A 13,800-nucleotide genomic window follows, 5' to 3' on the forward strand; every position below is an offset into this window, starting at 1 on the left:
TAAGCAGTATGGGTGCCTATATTCTTCGGCGGTTGTTGCTGATCATTCCAACGCTGCTTGGGATTATGATCATCAACTTTGCCATGGTTCAATTCGTGCCCGGCGGCCCGATTGAACAGGTTTTGGCGCGGCTCGATGGCGGCGGTGATGCGCTGCAAGGGATATCGGGGTCAGGCGATGCGGGCACTGAAAACGCCGGCAACAGCGAATATCTGGGCGCGCGGGGCCTGCCGCCCGAATTTATTGCCGAATTGGAAAAGCAGTTCGGGTTTGACAAGCCGCCGATGGAGCGTTTCCTGAACATGCTGTGGAATTACGCGCGGTTTGACTTTGGCGAAAGCTATTTCCGGTCTATTTCCGTGACCGATCTGGTGCTGGAAAAGATGCCGGTTTCGATCAGCCTTGGGTTGTGGTCGACGCTGATTGCCTATCTGGTTTCCATCCCCCTGGGCATACGCAAGGCGGTGCGGGATGGCACGCCGTTTGATACATGGACGTCCGGCGCAATTATCGTGGCCTATGCGATACCGGGGTTTTTATTCGCCATTTTGCTGTTGGTGCTGTTTGCAGGCGGGTCATATTGGAAGATTTTTCCGCTGCGGGGGCTGACTTCCGAAGGGTTTTCGGACCTGTCCTTGCTGGGTAAGGCGTTGGATTATATGTGGCATATGGCGCTGCCAATCCTTGCCTCGACCATCGCCAGCTTTGCCACGCTGACCTTGCTGACCAAGAACAGTTTTCTCGATGAGATCGGCAAGCAATATGTGATGACGGCCAAGGCCAAGGGCCTGTCGGAAAGTCAGGTGCTGTATGGTCATGTGTTCCGCAACGCGATGCTGATCGTGATTGCGGGATTCCCGGCGGCGTTCGTTTCGATCTTCTTTGGCCAAAGCCTGATTATCGAGACGATCTTTTCGCTGGATGGTTTGGGGCAAATGGGGTTCAAGGCCGTGGTGGAACGCGATTATCCGGTGATGTTCGGCACGCTTTATGCCTTTGGTATCATGGGGTTGCTGGTTGGGATCGTGTCGGACCTGATGTATGTCTGGATTGACCCGCGCATTGACTTTGAGGGGCGCGGCTGATGGCACTTTCCCCGCTTAATCAACGCCGCTGGCGCAATTTCAAGGCCAACCGCCGGGCGTTCTGGTCGCTTTGGCTGTTGCTGGTCCTCTACGGGTTGTCGATTTTTGCCGAGGTGTTGGCAAATGACAAACCGTTGCTGGTCAGCTATCGCGGCGATATTCGCGCACCGTTTTTGCAGTTTTACCCCGAAACCGCCTTTGGCGGCGATTTCAGGACCGAGGCAAAATACCGCGACCCCGAGGTGCGCTGCCTGATCCGGTCGGGCGGGGTAGAGGCCTGTCTGGATGACCCGGAAGCCTCGCTTGCCGCACTGAACGCAGGCACGCTGGAAGGGGCGCAAATGGGCTGGGTGCTGTGGCCGCCGATCCCGTATAGCTTTAACACGATCAACGATATTGGCCGCGCCGCCCCCAGCCCGCCCGATGCCAACCACTGGCTCGGCACCGATGATACCGCGCGCGATGTGACGGCGCGGGTGATCTATGGCTTCCGGCTGTCAGTGTCTTTCGCGCTGATCGTGACCTTTCTCACCTCGGTCATCGGGGTCGCGGCGGGGGCGGTGCAGGGCTATTTTGGCGGTTGGGTCGATTTGATTTTCCAGCGCGTGCTGGAGATTTGGGGCGCAACCCCCAGCCTTTACATCATCATCATCGTCGCCGCGATCTGGCGAATGAACTTTTGGCTGCTCGTGGGTTTGATGGTGTTGTTTGGCTGGACCTCGCTGGTTGGTGTGGTGCGCGCCGAATTTCTGCGGGCGCGGAATTTTGAATATGTTCGTGCGGCAAAGGCGCTGGGTGTATCGGACCGGGTGATCATGTTCCGCCATGTGCTACCCAATGCGATGGTCGCCACGCTGACCATGTTGCCGTTCATCATCACCGGTACCATCGGCTCCCTTGCCGTGCTGGATTTTCTGGGATTTGGTCTGCCCGCCTCGGCCCCCAGCCTTGGTGAGCTGACCCTGCAAGCCAAGCAAAACCTGCAGGCGCCCTGGCTTGCCTTTACTGCCTTTGGCGTGTTTGCGACCATGCTGTCACTGCTGGTGTTCATCTTTGAAGGCGTGCGCGATGCCTTTGACCCGCGAAAGACCTTTCAATGACTGACACTGTTCTTACCGTCGAAAACCTGTGCGTCGGCTTTCGTCAGGATGGCCGCATCATTCAGGCTGTGCAGGGGGTTTCCTTTACCGTGGCCAAGGGGGAAACTGTGGCGCTGGTGGGGGAAAGCGGGTCGGGTAAATCGGTGACAGCGCTTTCCACCGTAGCGCTGCTGCCGTCCAGTGCGCAGATTTCGGGCTCGATCCTGTATAACGGCACCCAGATGATCGGCGCGCCGGAACCGGATCTGCGCCGGGTGCGTGGCAATGATATCAGCTTTATTTTCCAAGAGCCGATGACCAGCCTTAACCCGCTGCACACGATCGAGAAGCAACTGGCCGAAAGCCTGGCGCTGCATCAGGGGTTGGGCGGCCCTGCTGCGCGGGCGCGGATATTGGAGCTGTTGGACAAGGTGGGCATCCGCGATGCCGAAAGCCGCCTTGGTGCCTACCCGCATCAGCTTTCGGGCGGGCAACGCCAACGGGTGATGATTGCGATGGCGCTGGCCAACGGGCCAGACCTGCTGATCGCGGATGAGCCGACGACAGCGCTGGATGTGACCATTCAGGCGCAAATCCTTGAATTGCTGGCTGAATTAAAGCGCGCCGAGGGGCTGAGCCTGCTGTTCATCACCCATGATCTGGGCATCGTGCGCCGCATCGCCGACCGGGTCTGCGTGATGCAAGGCGGCAAGATTGTGGAACAGGGCCGCACAGCCGAAATTTTTGACAACCCGCAGCACCCCTATACCAAAACCCTGCTGGAGGCAGAACCCAAAGGCCGCCCCGAACCTGCACGCGAGGGCGGCGAAGAGATTGTGCGAACCGAAAACCTGCGTGTCTGGTTCCCCATTCACCGCGGCTTTCTGCGCAAGGTGGTCGGGCATGTGAAGGCGGTGAATGCCGCCAGTATTTCGGTGCGGGCCGGGGAAACCCTGGGGATTGTGGGCGAAAGCGGGTCGGGGAAAACCACGCTGGCGCTGGGAATTTTGCGGCTTATCCCATCAGAAGGCACGATTGTCTTCATGGGCCAGAACATTCAGAACCGGTCCACAAAACAGATGCGCGATTTACGCAGTGAAATGCAGGTGGTGTTCCAGGACCCCTACGGCAGCCTGTCGCCGCGCATGACGATTGAACAGATCATAGCCGAGGGTCTGGGCGTGCATGGCACCGAAAAGGGCAAGGACCATCGCCAGATGGTTGCTGATATCATGGTTGAGGTGGGTCTGGACCCGGCAACCATGGGCCGCTACCCGCATGAGTTTTCGGGCGGTCAGCGGCAGCGTGTGGCGATTGCCCGCGCGATGATCTTGCGGCCAAAGCTGGTCCTGCTGGATGAGCCGACAAGCGCGCTGGATATGACGGTGCAGGTGCAAATTGTAGAGCTATTGCGCAATTTACAGCGCAAACAGGGCTTGGCTTATCTGTTTATCAGCCATGATTTACGGGTTGTTCGGGCTTTGGCGCATAAGGTCATTGTGATGAAACAGGGCGATGTGGTCGAATCGGGCGTGGGGTCGCAGGTATTTGACGACCCGCAGACCGAATATACCAAAACCCTGATGGCAGCGGCGTTTGGGCGGGGCAATACCAAGGCGATGTGATGAAAATCTTGTTCGTACATCAGAACTTTCCGGGCCAGTTTTTGTATCTTGCGCCCGCGTTGCAGGCGCGTGGCCACGAATGCCGGGCGCTGACCGATGCCGGGAACAAGCGCGACAGCAAAATTCCGACCCTGCGCTACCGCCATGAGATGCCGCCACCCGACCCCAAAGCCACGCGTTTGGGGCGCAATTTCACCCAGATGTCGGACCGGGGTGTCACGGTGGCCCGCGCCTGCCTGCAATTGCGTGACACGCATGGCTATTGCCCCGATGTGATCTTTGGCCATTCCGGCTGGGGGGAGACGTTGTTTTTGAAAGAGGTTTGGCCTGATGCCAAGCTGATCGTCTATGCCGAATTTTATTATCGTGGCGTGGCGCGGGATGTTGGCTTTGACCCGGAATTTTCGCGCGCGGGCTTTGATGCGGTGATGACAGCGCAGGCCCGAGCCGCACATCTGGGGCAATCCTTGTTGCATGCTGATGCTGCCCTTGCGCCGACACAATGGCAGGCCAGCACTTATCCGCCCGCGTTGCAGCCATTGATACGGGTAATATTTGATGGCGTGAATACGGCCGTTATGGCCCCGAACCCGCAGGCCAGCATCACGCTGCCCAATGGCAAGGTTTTGCGCGCAGGGGATGAGGTTTTGACCTTTGTGAACCGCAATCTTGAACCGTATCGCGGCTATCACATCTTCATGCGCGCGCTGCCCGAGGTGATGGCGGCGCGACCCGATGCGCAGGTGGTTATCGTTGGTGGCGATGATGTCAGCTATGGGGCCGGGGCCGGTGCGGGCGAAACCTGGAAACAGATCTTTCTGGAGGAGGTGAAGCACAGGCTTGATCTTGGCCGCGTGCATTTCCTTGGCAAGGTGCCCTATCCGCAATTCGTGGCGCTGATGCAGATCAGCCGGGCGCATGCCTATCTGACCTATCCGTTCGTGCTGTCCTGGTCGATGCTTGAGGCGATGTCGGCGGGGGCCTATGTTGTCGCGTCCAAAACTGCCCCGGTCGAGGAGCTGATCACGGACGGGCTGAATGGCCGCTTGGTTGATTTCTTTGATATCCCGGCATGGTCGGCGGCGCTGACCGAGGCCCTTGCAAGGCCGGAACGCTTCACACCGCAGCGCCGTGCGGCACGGCAGACCATTTTGGATGGTTTCGACCTGCAAAATATCTGCATGCCGCGGCTGGTGGATTTTGTCGAAGCCTTTGCGCCAAAAGTTCAAAACGTTTCAGGAAATACATGATACATCGTTGATCCCAATGACCCAAGGGCGCGTAGCGTGGCGGGGTATTGGCGACTCGGGCCTCTGCCGAAACGCTGCAAGGTATTTGCGCCTGATCTGATGCAGCAGAGCAGGCGCAACCTGTTGGGAAATCCGTTATACGGCGGCGGAGTGCTGCGCCTTGGCGTGATCATAGGCGTCAAACGCGCGTGCGATGATACGGGTCAGGGGGCGCGCCTGAAGCGGAATGGCCAGCCCGTCATCGCTTAACGATACCATATCGCCAAAGGTGGTTTTGGCGGCCTGGAACATCGACTCAAGCGTTTCGGGGGCGGTGTCAAAATCGCGCAACAACTCTGCCCGGTCGACGCGGAAATCACACATCAGCGCCTCGATAATTCGGGCGCGCAGCAGGTCTTCACCCGCAAACACATGGCCGCGATGCACCGAGAACCGGCCTTCACGAATCGCTTTGGTATGCGCCGCCGTGGCGCTGGCGTTCTGCGCAAACCCCTGCGGAAAGCGCGAGATGGACGAGGCACCAAGCCCGATCAACGCGGTCGCGGTATCATCGGTATAGCCCTGAAAGTTGCGGCGCAGCAGGCCATTTGCCTGCGCCACGGCCAAGCCATCGGTCGGGCGCGCAAAATGGTCAATCCCGATTTCGGTATAGCCATCCCAGGCGAATAATTCCCGCGCGGTTTCAAACAATCCCAGCCGCTCTTCGGGCGTTGGCAGCTTGTCAGAGGGGATCAATTGCTGGCGGCGGCTCATCCACGGCACATGCGCATAACCGTACAGAGCCACCCGGTCGGGCGACAGGGTCAGCAGCTTTTGTACCGAATCAGCGATTCGGGTATTTGTCTGATGCGGCAGGCCGTACAGGATATCGGCGTTCAAACTGTCCACGCCCCGCTCACGAATCATGTCGACCGCTTGCTTGGTCAGCTCATAGCTTTGTTCGCGCCCGATGGATTTTTGGATTTCGGGGTCGAAATCCTGCACCCCGACCGAGGCGCGATTCATCCCGGATGCGGCCAATGCATCCAGCCGCGCGGCGTCAATTTCGTTGGGGTCAATCTCTACCGAAAACTCACCACCCGATGCCAGTGGCACGGCATCAAACACCTGATCGGCCAGCGCACGCATCAAATCGGGCATCAGCAGGGTTGGTGTACCCCCCCCCCAATGCAACCGTGACAGGGTAACGCCCGGGGCCAAATGGCGGCGTAAAAGGGCTATTTCATCGCGCAGCATCTCGGCATAGGCGATAACCGGCGCATCCGACGATGTGCCCTGGGTGCGACAGGCGCAAAACCAGCACAGGCGGCGGCAAAACGGAACGTGAATATACAAGGAAATCGACGCGCCTGCGGGCACCGCTTCTATCCACTCGATAAACTGGCTTGGCCCTACGCCCGCGGCAAAATGCGGGGCGGTTGGGTAGCTGGTATAACGCGGGACGCGCGCGTCAAATAGTCCGAGACGCTTGAGATCTGATTGTGTGTTCATATTTGTAGCTGTGACGTATAACCTCGATGGAAACATTGACACAGATCAAATCGGAACCTGATATGCCGAAACTCGACACGCTGTCCTTTACCCATGATTGTGGCGATTGCCCAATCCGCCACCGCGCCGTGTGCGCGCGGTGCGAAGGGGATGAAATTTTACGGTTGGAGCAGATCAAGTATTACCGCAGCTATGAGGCTGGCCAAACCGTGATCTGGTCGGGCGATCGGATGGATTTCGTGGCTTCGGTGGTCAGCGGCGTGGCCACCCTTAGCCAGACAATGGAGGATGGTCGGCGGCAGATGGTGGGTTTGCTGTTGCCGTCTGATTTTGTGGGCAGGCCGGGGCGTGCAACCGTGGCCTATGATGTGACTGCGGCGACCGATCTTGTGATGTGTTGTTTCCGCAAGAAGCCGTTTGAGGAATTGATGCTCTCTACCCCCAGTGTCGGCCATCGTTTGCTGGAAATGACACTGGATGAGCTTGATTCAGCGCGGGAATGGATGCTGCTGTTGGGGCGCAAGACCGCGCGGGAAAAGATTGCCAGTCTGCTGTCGATCATTGCGCGGCGCGATGCCAGCCTGTCGCTGAAGCAGGCCTCGGGGCGGCTGGTGTTTGATCTGCCTTTGACGCGAGAGGAGATGGCGGATTACCTGGGGCTGACCCTGGAAACCGTGTCGCGGCAAATGTCGGCGTTGCGCAAGGATGGGGTGATTTCGCTTGAGGGAAAGCGCCACGTTACAATCGAGGATTTCGACGTGCTGCAAGAGGCGGCGGGTGATGATAGCGATGGCGGTATGCTGGTGTAATCGTGCGGCAAGGGCGTGTGGTGGCGCGGTATTTCGCGCGGTGATTTGACCTGAAGGGAGGCGCGCTATGTCAGGTATCCGGGATGCTGGCGTTTCATACGCTGGATGTGTTCACCAACACCCCATTTTCGGGTAATCCTTTGGCCGTTGTTCTGGGCGCCGATGATTTAAGCGATGCGCAGATGCAGGCTATCCGACCATTGGCTGCGCGATCTTGTTGGCTGAGGCGTGCGGAACGTGCTGGAGAAAGAGGCCGGGCTTTTCCCCTACGCCCCGGTATGAAACCCGGCCTCTGCCATCAGCCGATCCGAGGCGGTTTCCACCTGTTCTTCCAGCCGTGCCATGAAGGCCGGTGTTTTCAGCCCCGGCGGGATCACCGGCAAAAACTCCACCACTGCCAGGCCGCGTTTGCGCAATATCCCGTGTTTGGGCCAAAGCACGCCGACATTGGTTGCAACCGGCACGCAATCCTGGCCCAATTGCAGATAAAGTGCTGCGGTTCCTGTCTTGTAGGGGGCCTTGACGCCGGGGGCGACACGGGTGCCCTGACTGTAGATTATCAACTGCCCGGCCTGTTGCGCGCCGGTTTTCACATCTGCCATCATTCTGGTTATCGCAGCGCCGCGTTTCCCGCGATCAACCGGAACGCAACCAATCCGCAGCGCAAACCAGCCCAGAATAGGGGCATAGATCAGCTCTCGTTTCATGATGAACTTTCCACGCGGAACGGCGTGAAAGATCATCAGAATATCCAGAAAACTCTGATGTTTCGCGGCGATCAGAACCTCATGCCTGGGCGGTGTGCCGCGCACTTCGGTTCGCATCCCGGTAAGCCAGCGCAGGGAAAACATTACCCAGGCGCAAAATGCATGGCAGGCGGCCAGCGCGCCATCACGGCTGAAAAGCGCATAGGGCAGGTATAAGATGCCGATCACCAGCATCGCCAGATACATCTGTACGATGAAAACCAGCGACAAAAGCCATTGGACTGTGTGACAAATTACAGGGCGCATCAGGTCAATTCCTTGAGTTTACGAAAAGCTGCAAAGCGGGTGGCAAAGAAGGCGACGCTGGCGGCCAGCGGTGGCAAGAGAAACGGCAAAAGCCAGCCAGCGCCCTGAAAGCCCAAACCCGTCAGAAAACCACCCGCAACATCAGCCGAGGGCAGGAAGGCCACGCCAATCAGCCCCACACCCGCCCCCACGGCTGATCCGCCCAGGGTGCGCAGGGTGAACCGACGCACAAAGGCGCGGGCGATATAGACATCTCGTGCGCCGACAAGCCGCAAAACGCGGATCACCTGCGCATTGGCCGCAAGGGCGGCATTGGCCGCAAGCGTAATCATCGCCGCCATAGTTGCCCCGATCAGCAAGATGGAGGTCATCCCCAGCAGCCGCAATCGTCCCGCCGCCAAGGCCAGCGGTTTGCGCCAGCGCGTATGGTCATCCAGCACCGCACCGGGCGCCTCGGCGGCAAGCCGTTGCCGCAGCCCTTCGCTGTCATAGCCAGAGCCGTCCTCGGTCACCTCGATCAGGCGCGGAATCGGCAAGGCATCCAATGGCAGGTCTGGGCCGAACCACGGTTCCAGCAAAGCGCGCTGTTCGGCATCGGTCATGGCGCGGGCCTGTTCAACGCCGGGGGTGGTGGACAATACCTCCAGCACGGCACGGGTTTGCGCATCCATTTGCCCGGCGGGGGCTGAAATGCGGATTGTGGCGCTGCGGGCCAGTGCATCGCCCCACCGCTCGGCCAGCCGCCCCGAGGCCAGTGACAGCGCCAAGGCAAACACCGCCAGAAAGGTCATGGCCGCTGCGGTGAAACTGGTCAGCCAGGCCGTATGCCCCGAAGGCGGCACCACCCGGTCGGCCTGGCGATCACCGCGCAACATATCCGTAATGGCCTGCAGTTTCACAGATCGGCCCCCGCAAGTTGCACCCGACGCTTGGCAATCCGCAACACGCGGGCGGGCACCTGTTGCTTTGCCGCGCGGATCAGGTTCAGGTCATGGGTGGCGATCAAAATGGTCTTGCCCATCTTGTTCAACTCTACCAACAAGGTCAGCAACCGCAATGACATTTCCCAATCAAGGTTTCCCGTCGGCTCATCCGCCAGCACGACATCGGGTGACATGATAACCGCGCGGGCAACGGCGGCGCGTTGCCTTTCGCCCCCCGACAATTGCGGCGGCAGCGCATCGGCCAGTTTGGCCAGCCCTACCCAGTTCAGCAAATCCTCCAGATCCGCCATGACCGAATGGCGCCCCGAAACCATGCCCGGCAGGGTTACATTGGCAGCCAGCGGCAGATGGTCCAGAAACTGGCAATCTTGATGCACCACGCCAATACGGCGGCGCATCATCGCCACCTCATCGCGGCTCAGGCTGCGCACTTCGCGATCAAACAGCGTCACCCGCCCGGCGGTTGGTAGCAGTTCGGCATAGCACAGTTTCAGCAGGGTCGATTTGCCCGCACCCGATGGCCCGGTCAGAAAGTGAAACGACCCGGGCGCCAGCCGCAAGCTGACCTCGGATAGCAATTCCCCCCCGCCATAGGAATAGGCGACATTTTCAAAGGCGATCACGCGGTGCTCCGTTCTATGCGGCGTCTTGGGCGGCATCTTGTGCGGCCGGTGCCGCGCGTTTGTGGCAGTTTTGCCCAGAGTGGGAGAGGTTTCAACGCCCTATTGCACTCAGATAGAGTACAAAGGCTTGGATATACCGTATTTCACGGTTACAAACCAAAAGCGACGTGTGGTTATGGGGGGCGAGGAGAGTAGATGCGGCTGGTGTGCCCAAATTGCGACGCGCAATATGAAGTTGATGACGGCGCTATCCCCGAAGCGGGGCGCGATGTTCAATGTTCAAATTGCGGTCACGCTTGGTTTCAGATGCCCGCTGATCCAGACGCAGAAGATCTGGCGTTCGAGCCGGCTTTGCGCCCACCATTGCCGCAACAGGGTTCTGCCCCGCCGCCCCCGACCATAGCCCCCACGCAAGCTGCCGACCCGGCGACAAAAGGGCGCGCTGTCGATCCCGATGCCACTGGGCCGGTTGCCAACGCTGATCGCGTGGCAGACACCCCTGCGCCCGCCATAATCCCCGCCAATGACAAACCGGCCGGGGCAAGGCCCGGTAGCAGCGATATATCCAAGACCCCGCCGCCATCCAGCGCGGCCCCCCCCTTTGCGCCTAATAAAGCTGAGACTGTCAGCCCCCCCGCCCAACACCCCCAGGCGGCCTCGGCTGCCGATGGTCCCCAGGGGGCACGGCCGGTTGCGCCGCGCCGTGGGTTGGATGAAAGCCTGATGGCGGTGCTGCGCGAAGAGGCAGAGCGTGAAGCTGCGGTTCGACGCTCTGAAACGCCGCGCGCGTTTGAATCGCAAACAGAATTGGGGCTGGAAGAAACCGCAGGCGCGGCCAGTGCCGCCAAGGCCGCACGCGACCGTCTGGCCCGTTTGCGCGGCCCCGAACCCGCGCCAGAACCAACCGACAAACCAACCGCGCGGCGGGATTTGCTGCCCGATATCGAAGAGATAAATTCAACCCTGCGGGCGAGCACGGAGCAGCGCAGCGGCGATGACTATGCAAGGGCGCATCCGGCATCTGCGGATGAGTCCGCCTCGAACACCGGCTTTCGCAGCGGGTTTTCTCTGGTGATGCTGATCGCGGTCGTCTTGATCGCAACCTATCTGGCCGCGCCAAGGATTGCCGAGCAATTGCCTGCAACCAAAGACGCGTTGGAAGGGTATGTCGCGGCGGTTGATGCCGCCCGGGTCTGGCTTGATGCTGCCATGGGCAAGGCTATCACCGCGCTGCAAGGTCTGGCCGGCGGCGATAACGGTTGAAGCGGCTCACGTCTGGTTTGTCTTTCGCCCGTAGCTGATACAGCACAATCTGCCGCCTATAAAGCCGCCGTGCCTTGCGATCAATACAGGTCCAACAGCCGTTTAAGATAGTCGCGTTCACTGTCCGGGCGCGATTGGTCGCCCTGACGGCGGCGAATCTCATCCAGCAAATCCTGTGCGCGGCGGTAGACATCATCGCCTTGCAGCAGGTTGCGGTCCGACCCGATTCGTGCGCCTTCGCCCGGTTCACGCCCCAACGGGTCGCGGGCGGAGTTCGGGTCGGCGCGGCCCACGGCCTCGCCTTGCCCGTCAGTGCCGTTTTCGCGGCGTTCCTGGGCCATTGCCTCGCCCAGATTGCGCATGCCTTCGCGCATGGACCGCATGGCATCGGCCTGCCGGTCAAGCGCGCCGGGCAAATCGCCCTCGCGCAGCGCATGTTCGGCCTCTTCCATCGCGCGGCCGGCTTCATCCAGCGCGCGACGGCCAGCCTCGCCCTGTTCCGACCCGGCACCGGGCAGCATATCGCCGTTCAAGCCGCCCAAGCGGTTGCGCAAATCCCGCTGGCGATCCTCCAGGCTTTTGCCTTGCCCCTGACCGCCATCCCCCACGCCTTCTTGCGCCTGACCCTTTTCACCTTGCTGGCCGTCCTGTTCGCCGGGGTGCTGGCCCTGTTCGCCTTGCTGATCACCCTCTTGCTGGCCGGGGTTCTGCAATTCGGAAAAGCTGTCATCCGACAGGTCTTGCTGGTCGCGCAGCGTGTCGCCAAGGTTTTTCATGGCCTGTTGGCCGGGGCCACCCTGACCGCCTTCGCCCTGCGTCACCTGCATGTTTTCCATCAACTGCCGCAGCATTTCCATCAATTCGGCGGCCTCTTCCATCCGGCCCTCTTCCAGCAGCTTTTGCAATTCCTCCAGCATCTTTTGCAACTGGTCGCCGGTTATTTCCATCGACTCCTGCTCATTCGCGGCGTCTCCTTCTGGGTTGCGCTCGGCCTCTTGGGCCAACAGGCGCATGTAGTCATCCATCGCTTCGCGCAATTCTTGCATCAGCTTGTCAATCTCGGCGGGGTCGGCGCCGTTGCGAATGGCCTCATCCAACTGGTCCTGCGCGCGTTTCAAGCGTTCACGCGCCCCTTGCAAATCACCTTCTTCGATCAGCAAGGCGATTTCCCAGAACGCCTCGGCCAGGTCATCGCGGGCCGCAACCGTCAGCGTATCGGCATCCGCATCCAGCCGCCGCAAGGCCACGCGCAGCCGCAGATAGGCCTTTTCATTGGGGATAAGCCCCTCGGGGCGGTAGGTCAGCGCCTTGAAAATCTGTGCCGCGCGCGGCGCGTTGCTGCGCGACCACAGCAAATCCCGGCGCATCTCTATTATCGCAGCCGCCAGCGGGTCAAAAAAGCGTTTGCCGGGCAGGGTGACGTGCAGCGGTGCCGCCTTGCCCGTTTGCCCCGGCGCGTCACTGACCGACAGCGCGATGATCACCGGCAGATTGGCAAAGACATGTTTGGACAGATCATCGACCAGCGTTTCCGCAAAATCCCTGCGCTGCCCGCTGATCGGCAGCGGCAAATCCAGCGTCACCGGATCGGTATTTTCCGGCGCAACCGCAAGGCCATAGCGGCGGTCAAGCGCTGCCATATCCAGCGCAATAACCGCCTTGCCGCCGGTCACGCCGTAGTCATCCGCAGCCGCAAACGGCAGTTTCAGCCTGCCATCGGCTTCGCGCGTCAGATCACCCTTGGCGCTTATGCGGGGCGGGGCGTCACGGCTGGCGGTGATGTTCCATTTGCTGCCATTCGGGCCGTTGATCGCCAATTCACCGCTTTGCGTGATCTCAAAATCCTGCGCGGGTGCGGTGGGGTCGGGGGCCTCCTCCCGGCCTGAAACGGATTCGGCAAGCGATAGTGCCCCAACTGCGCCGTAAAACCGCACCTGCACCCGGCTACCGCGCGGCACCTCAAAGGTCACACGGTCAATATCGTTCAGATAAAGCGCGGGCTTGCCGGTATAGGGCGGCGGTTGCACCCAGCCTTCCCAGCTTGGGCCATTGGCAAGTGCCTGCGCCGGGGTCGGGCCAAGCCCCGCTATCGAGGCCACCCGCCAGAGCGAGCCAAACATCAACGCCATCACCAGCCCCGTCAGCGCGATATAGCGCAGCCCGTAGGGGTCACGCCGTGCCAGCCGCAAATCGGGCGCGACAGCGCGGGCACTTGCCGCCGCGCGGGCCATGCGGGCCAGATGCGCGGCCCAAACCGCCTGCGATGCGGGGTCATCGGCCCCGATCGCTTGGCTATCGGCCAGCGTGGCAATGGGGCGCCCCGGCAGGGTGGCATCCAGCCGATCCAGCGCGTCTTGCTGAACCGGCCGCACAAACTGCCGCCAGCCCCACCAAGCCGCATAAAGCGCCGCAACCAACGCCACGGCCAGCCCGGCCCAAACCGCAGGCAATGGCGCAAAATCCTGCACCCCAAAGGCAAGAGTCGCCAGCGTCGCAATCAGTACCGTCCACAGCGGCCAAAAGCTGCGGGCCAGCCGTTCGGCCCATAGCCCCGCCTGTGTCAGCGCCAGCGGGCGTTTCAATTTGGCCTTGACTGTGTCGCGCTGCGTTTGCGTCAT

At 60.6% G+C, this 13,800-nt stretch carries 11 protein-coding genes and 2 pseudogenes; 8 read left to right on the plus strand and 5 right to left on the minus strand.

The genetic code is table 11. The features are described from left to right. The first annotated feature begins 8 nt into the window (after positions 1-8). Genes VDP61_RS13175 through VDP61_RS13190 form a run of 4 tightly spaced genes read left to right on the plus strand, consistent with a single transcriptional unit; the run spans position 9 to position 5,039 of the window. Positions 9-1,085 carry a microcin C ABC transporter permease YejB gene (locus tag VDP61_RS13175; protein ID WP_323007325.1) on the plus strand — a complete coding sequence of 359 codons (1,077 nt, stop codon included), beginning with the start codon at positions 9-11 and terminating at the stop codon, positions 1,083-1,085. Continuing rightward, positions 1,085-2,185: an ABC transporter permease gene (locus tag VDP61_RS13180; protein ID WP_323007326.1), complete on the plus strand. Its 1,101-nt coding sequence runs from the start codon at positions 1,085-1,087 to the stop codon at positions 2,183-2,185. Before VDP61_RS13175 ends, VDP61_RS13180 begins: the two co-directional genes overlap by 1 nt. Continuing rightward, positions 2,182-3,789 (plus strand): ABC transporter ATP-binding protein, encoded by a 1,608-nt coding sequence (locus tag VDP61_RS13185; protein WP_323007327.1) that lies wholly within the window; start codon positions 2,182-2,184, stop codon positions 3,787-3,789. Before VDP61_RS13180 ends, VDP61_RS13185 begins: the two co-directional genes overlap by 4 nt. Then, positions 3,789-5,039 carry a glycosyltransferase gene (locus VDP61_RS13190; protein ID WP_323007328.1) on the plus strand — a complete coding sequence of 417 codons (1,251 nt, stop codon included), beginning with the start codon at positions 3,789-3,791 and terminating at the stop codon, positions 5,037-5,039. Before VDP61_RS13185 ends, VDP61_RS13190 begins: the two co-directional genes overlap by 1 nt. Positions 5,040-5,174: 135 nt before the next feature. Here the strand turns inward: VDP61_RS13190 and hemN are convergent, their stop codons facing one another. Beyond that, on the minus strand, positions 5,175-6,530 hold the full coding sequence (hemN, locus tag VDP61_RS13195; protein ID WP_323007329.1) for an oxygen-independent coproporphyrinogen III oxidase: 1,356 nt from the start codon (positions 6,528-6,530) through the stop codon (positions 5,175-5,177). A gap of 62 nt (positions 6,531-6,592) precedes the next feature. Here hemN and fnrL point away from each other — a divergent pair, with 62 nt between their 5' ends. Further along, the gene (fnrL, locus tag VDP61_RS13200; protein WP_323007330.1) at positions 6,593-7,339 is read left to right on the plus strand and encodes a transcriptional regulator FnrL; all 747 of its coding nucleotides are present in this window, start codon (positions 6,593-6,595) and stop codon (positions 7,337-7,339) included. A gap of 83 nt (positions 7,340-7,422) precedes the next feature. Continuing rightward, positions 7,423-7,521: pseudogene (locus tag VDP61_RS13205) on the plus strand (PhzF family phenazine biosynthesis protein); the annotation flags it as partial. Between the two features lie 84 nt (positions 7,522-7,605). Here VDP61_RS13205 and VDP61_RS13210 read toward each other — a convergent pair. From VDP61_RS13210 to VDP61_RS13220, 3 genes are read right to left on the minus strand one after another with little or no spacing between them, the layout of a single operon-like run. Further along, a complete protein-coding gene (locus VDP61_RS13210) occupies positions 7,606-8,352 on the minus strand; it encodes a lysophospholipid acyltransferase family protein (protein WP_415234656.1) in 747 nt (248 codons plus the stop codon). Continuing rightward, complete coding sequence (locus VDP61_RS13215; RefSeq protein ID WP_323007550.1) at positions 8,352-9,227, minus strand: cell division protein FtsX; 876 nt, start codon at positions 9,225-9,227, stop codon at positions 8,352-8,354. Before VDP61_RS13215 ends, VDP61_RS13210 begins: the two co-directional genes overlap by 1 nt. 20 nt (positions 9,228-9,247) lie before the next feature. Continuing rightward, positions 9,248-9,919 (minus strand): cell division ATP-binding protein FtsE, encoded by a 672-nt coding sequence (locus VDP61_RS13220; protein ID WP_323007331.1) that lies wholly within the window; start codon positions 9,917-9,919, stop codon positions 9,248-9,250. Between the two features lie 195 nt (positions 9,920-10,114). Between VDP61_RS13220 and VDP61_RS17895 the strand changes: the two are divergent. After that, a pseudogene (locus VDP61_RS17895) lies at positions 10,115-10,171 on the plus strand (MJ0042-type zinc finger domain-containing protein); the annotation flags it as partial. Between the two features lie 471 nt (positions 10,172-10,642). Continuing rightward, on the plus strand, positions 10,643-11,182 hold the full coding sequence (locus VDP61_RS13225; protein WP_323007332.1) for a hypothetical protein: 540 nt from the start codon (positions 10,643-10,645) through the stop codon (positions 11,180-11,182). Between the two features lie 80 nt (positions 11,183-11,262). On the opposite strand, the gene VDP61_RS13230 is transcribed toward VDP61_RS13225, so the two are convergent. Further along, positions 11,263-13,800, minus strand: coding sequence for a DUF4175 domain-containing protein (locus VDP61_RS13230; RefSeq protein WP_323007333.1), 2,538 nt, complete (start codon positions 13,798-13,800; stop codon positions 11,263-11,265).

It is taken from the genome of Pseudorhodobacter sp. (assembly GCF_034675685.1).
Lineage (GTDB): Bacteria > Pseudomonadota > Alphaproteobacteria > Rhodobacterales > Rhodobacteraceae > Pseudorhodobacter.

What these genes read in the sequence shown, in the direction of transcription:
- VDP61_RS13215 (WP_323007550.1), bottom strand. Translation starts at nt 9,227, where the DNA reads ATGTTGCGCGGTGATCGCCAGGCCGACCGGGTGGTGCCGCCTTCGGGG.
- VDP61_RS13190 (WP_323007328.1), top strand. Translation starts at nt 3,789, where the DNA reads ATGAAAATCTTGTTCGTACATCAGAACTTTCCGGGCCAGTTTTTGTAT.
- VDP61_RS13180 (WP_323007326.1), top strand. Translation starts at nt 1,085, where the DNA reads ATGGCACTTTCCCCGCTTAATCAACGCCGCTGGCGCAATTTCAAGGCC.
- VDP61_RS13175 (WP_323007325.1), top strand. Translation starts at nt 9, where the DNA reads ATGGGTGCCTATATTCTTCGGCGGTTGTTGCTGATCATTCCAACGCTG.
- VDP61_RS13210 (WP_415234656.1), bottom strand. Translation starts at nt 8,352, where the DNA reads ATGCGCCCTGTAATTTGTCACACAGTCCAATGGCTTTTGTCGCTGGTT.
- VDP61_RS13225 (WP_323007332.1), top strand. Translation starts at nt 10,643, where the DNA reads ATGGCGGTGCTGCGCGAAGAGGCAGAGCGTGAAGCTGCGGTTCGACGC.
- fnrL (WP_323007330.1), top strand. Translation starts at nt 6,593, where the DNA reads ATGCCGAAACTCGACACGCTGTCCTTTACCCATGATTGTGGCGATTGC.
- VDP61_RS13185 (WP_323007327.1), top strand. Translation starts at nt 2,182, where the DNA reads ATGACTGACACTGTTCTTACCGTCGAAAACCTGTGCGTCGGCTTTCGT.
- hemN (WP_323007329.1), bottom strand. Translation starts at nt 6,530, where the DNA reads ATGAACACACAATCAGATCTCAAGCGTCTCGGACTATTTGACGCGCGC.
- VDP61_RS13230 (WP_323007333.1), bottom strand. Translation starts at nt 13,800, where the DNA reads ATGACGCAAACGCAGCGCGACACAGTCAAGGCCAAATTGAAACGCCCG.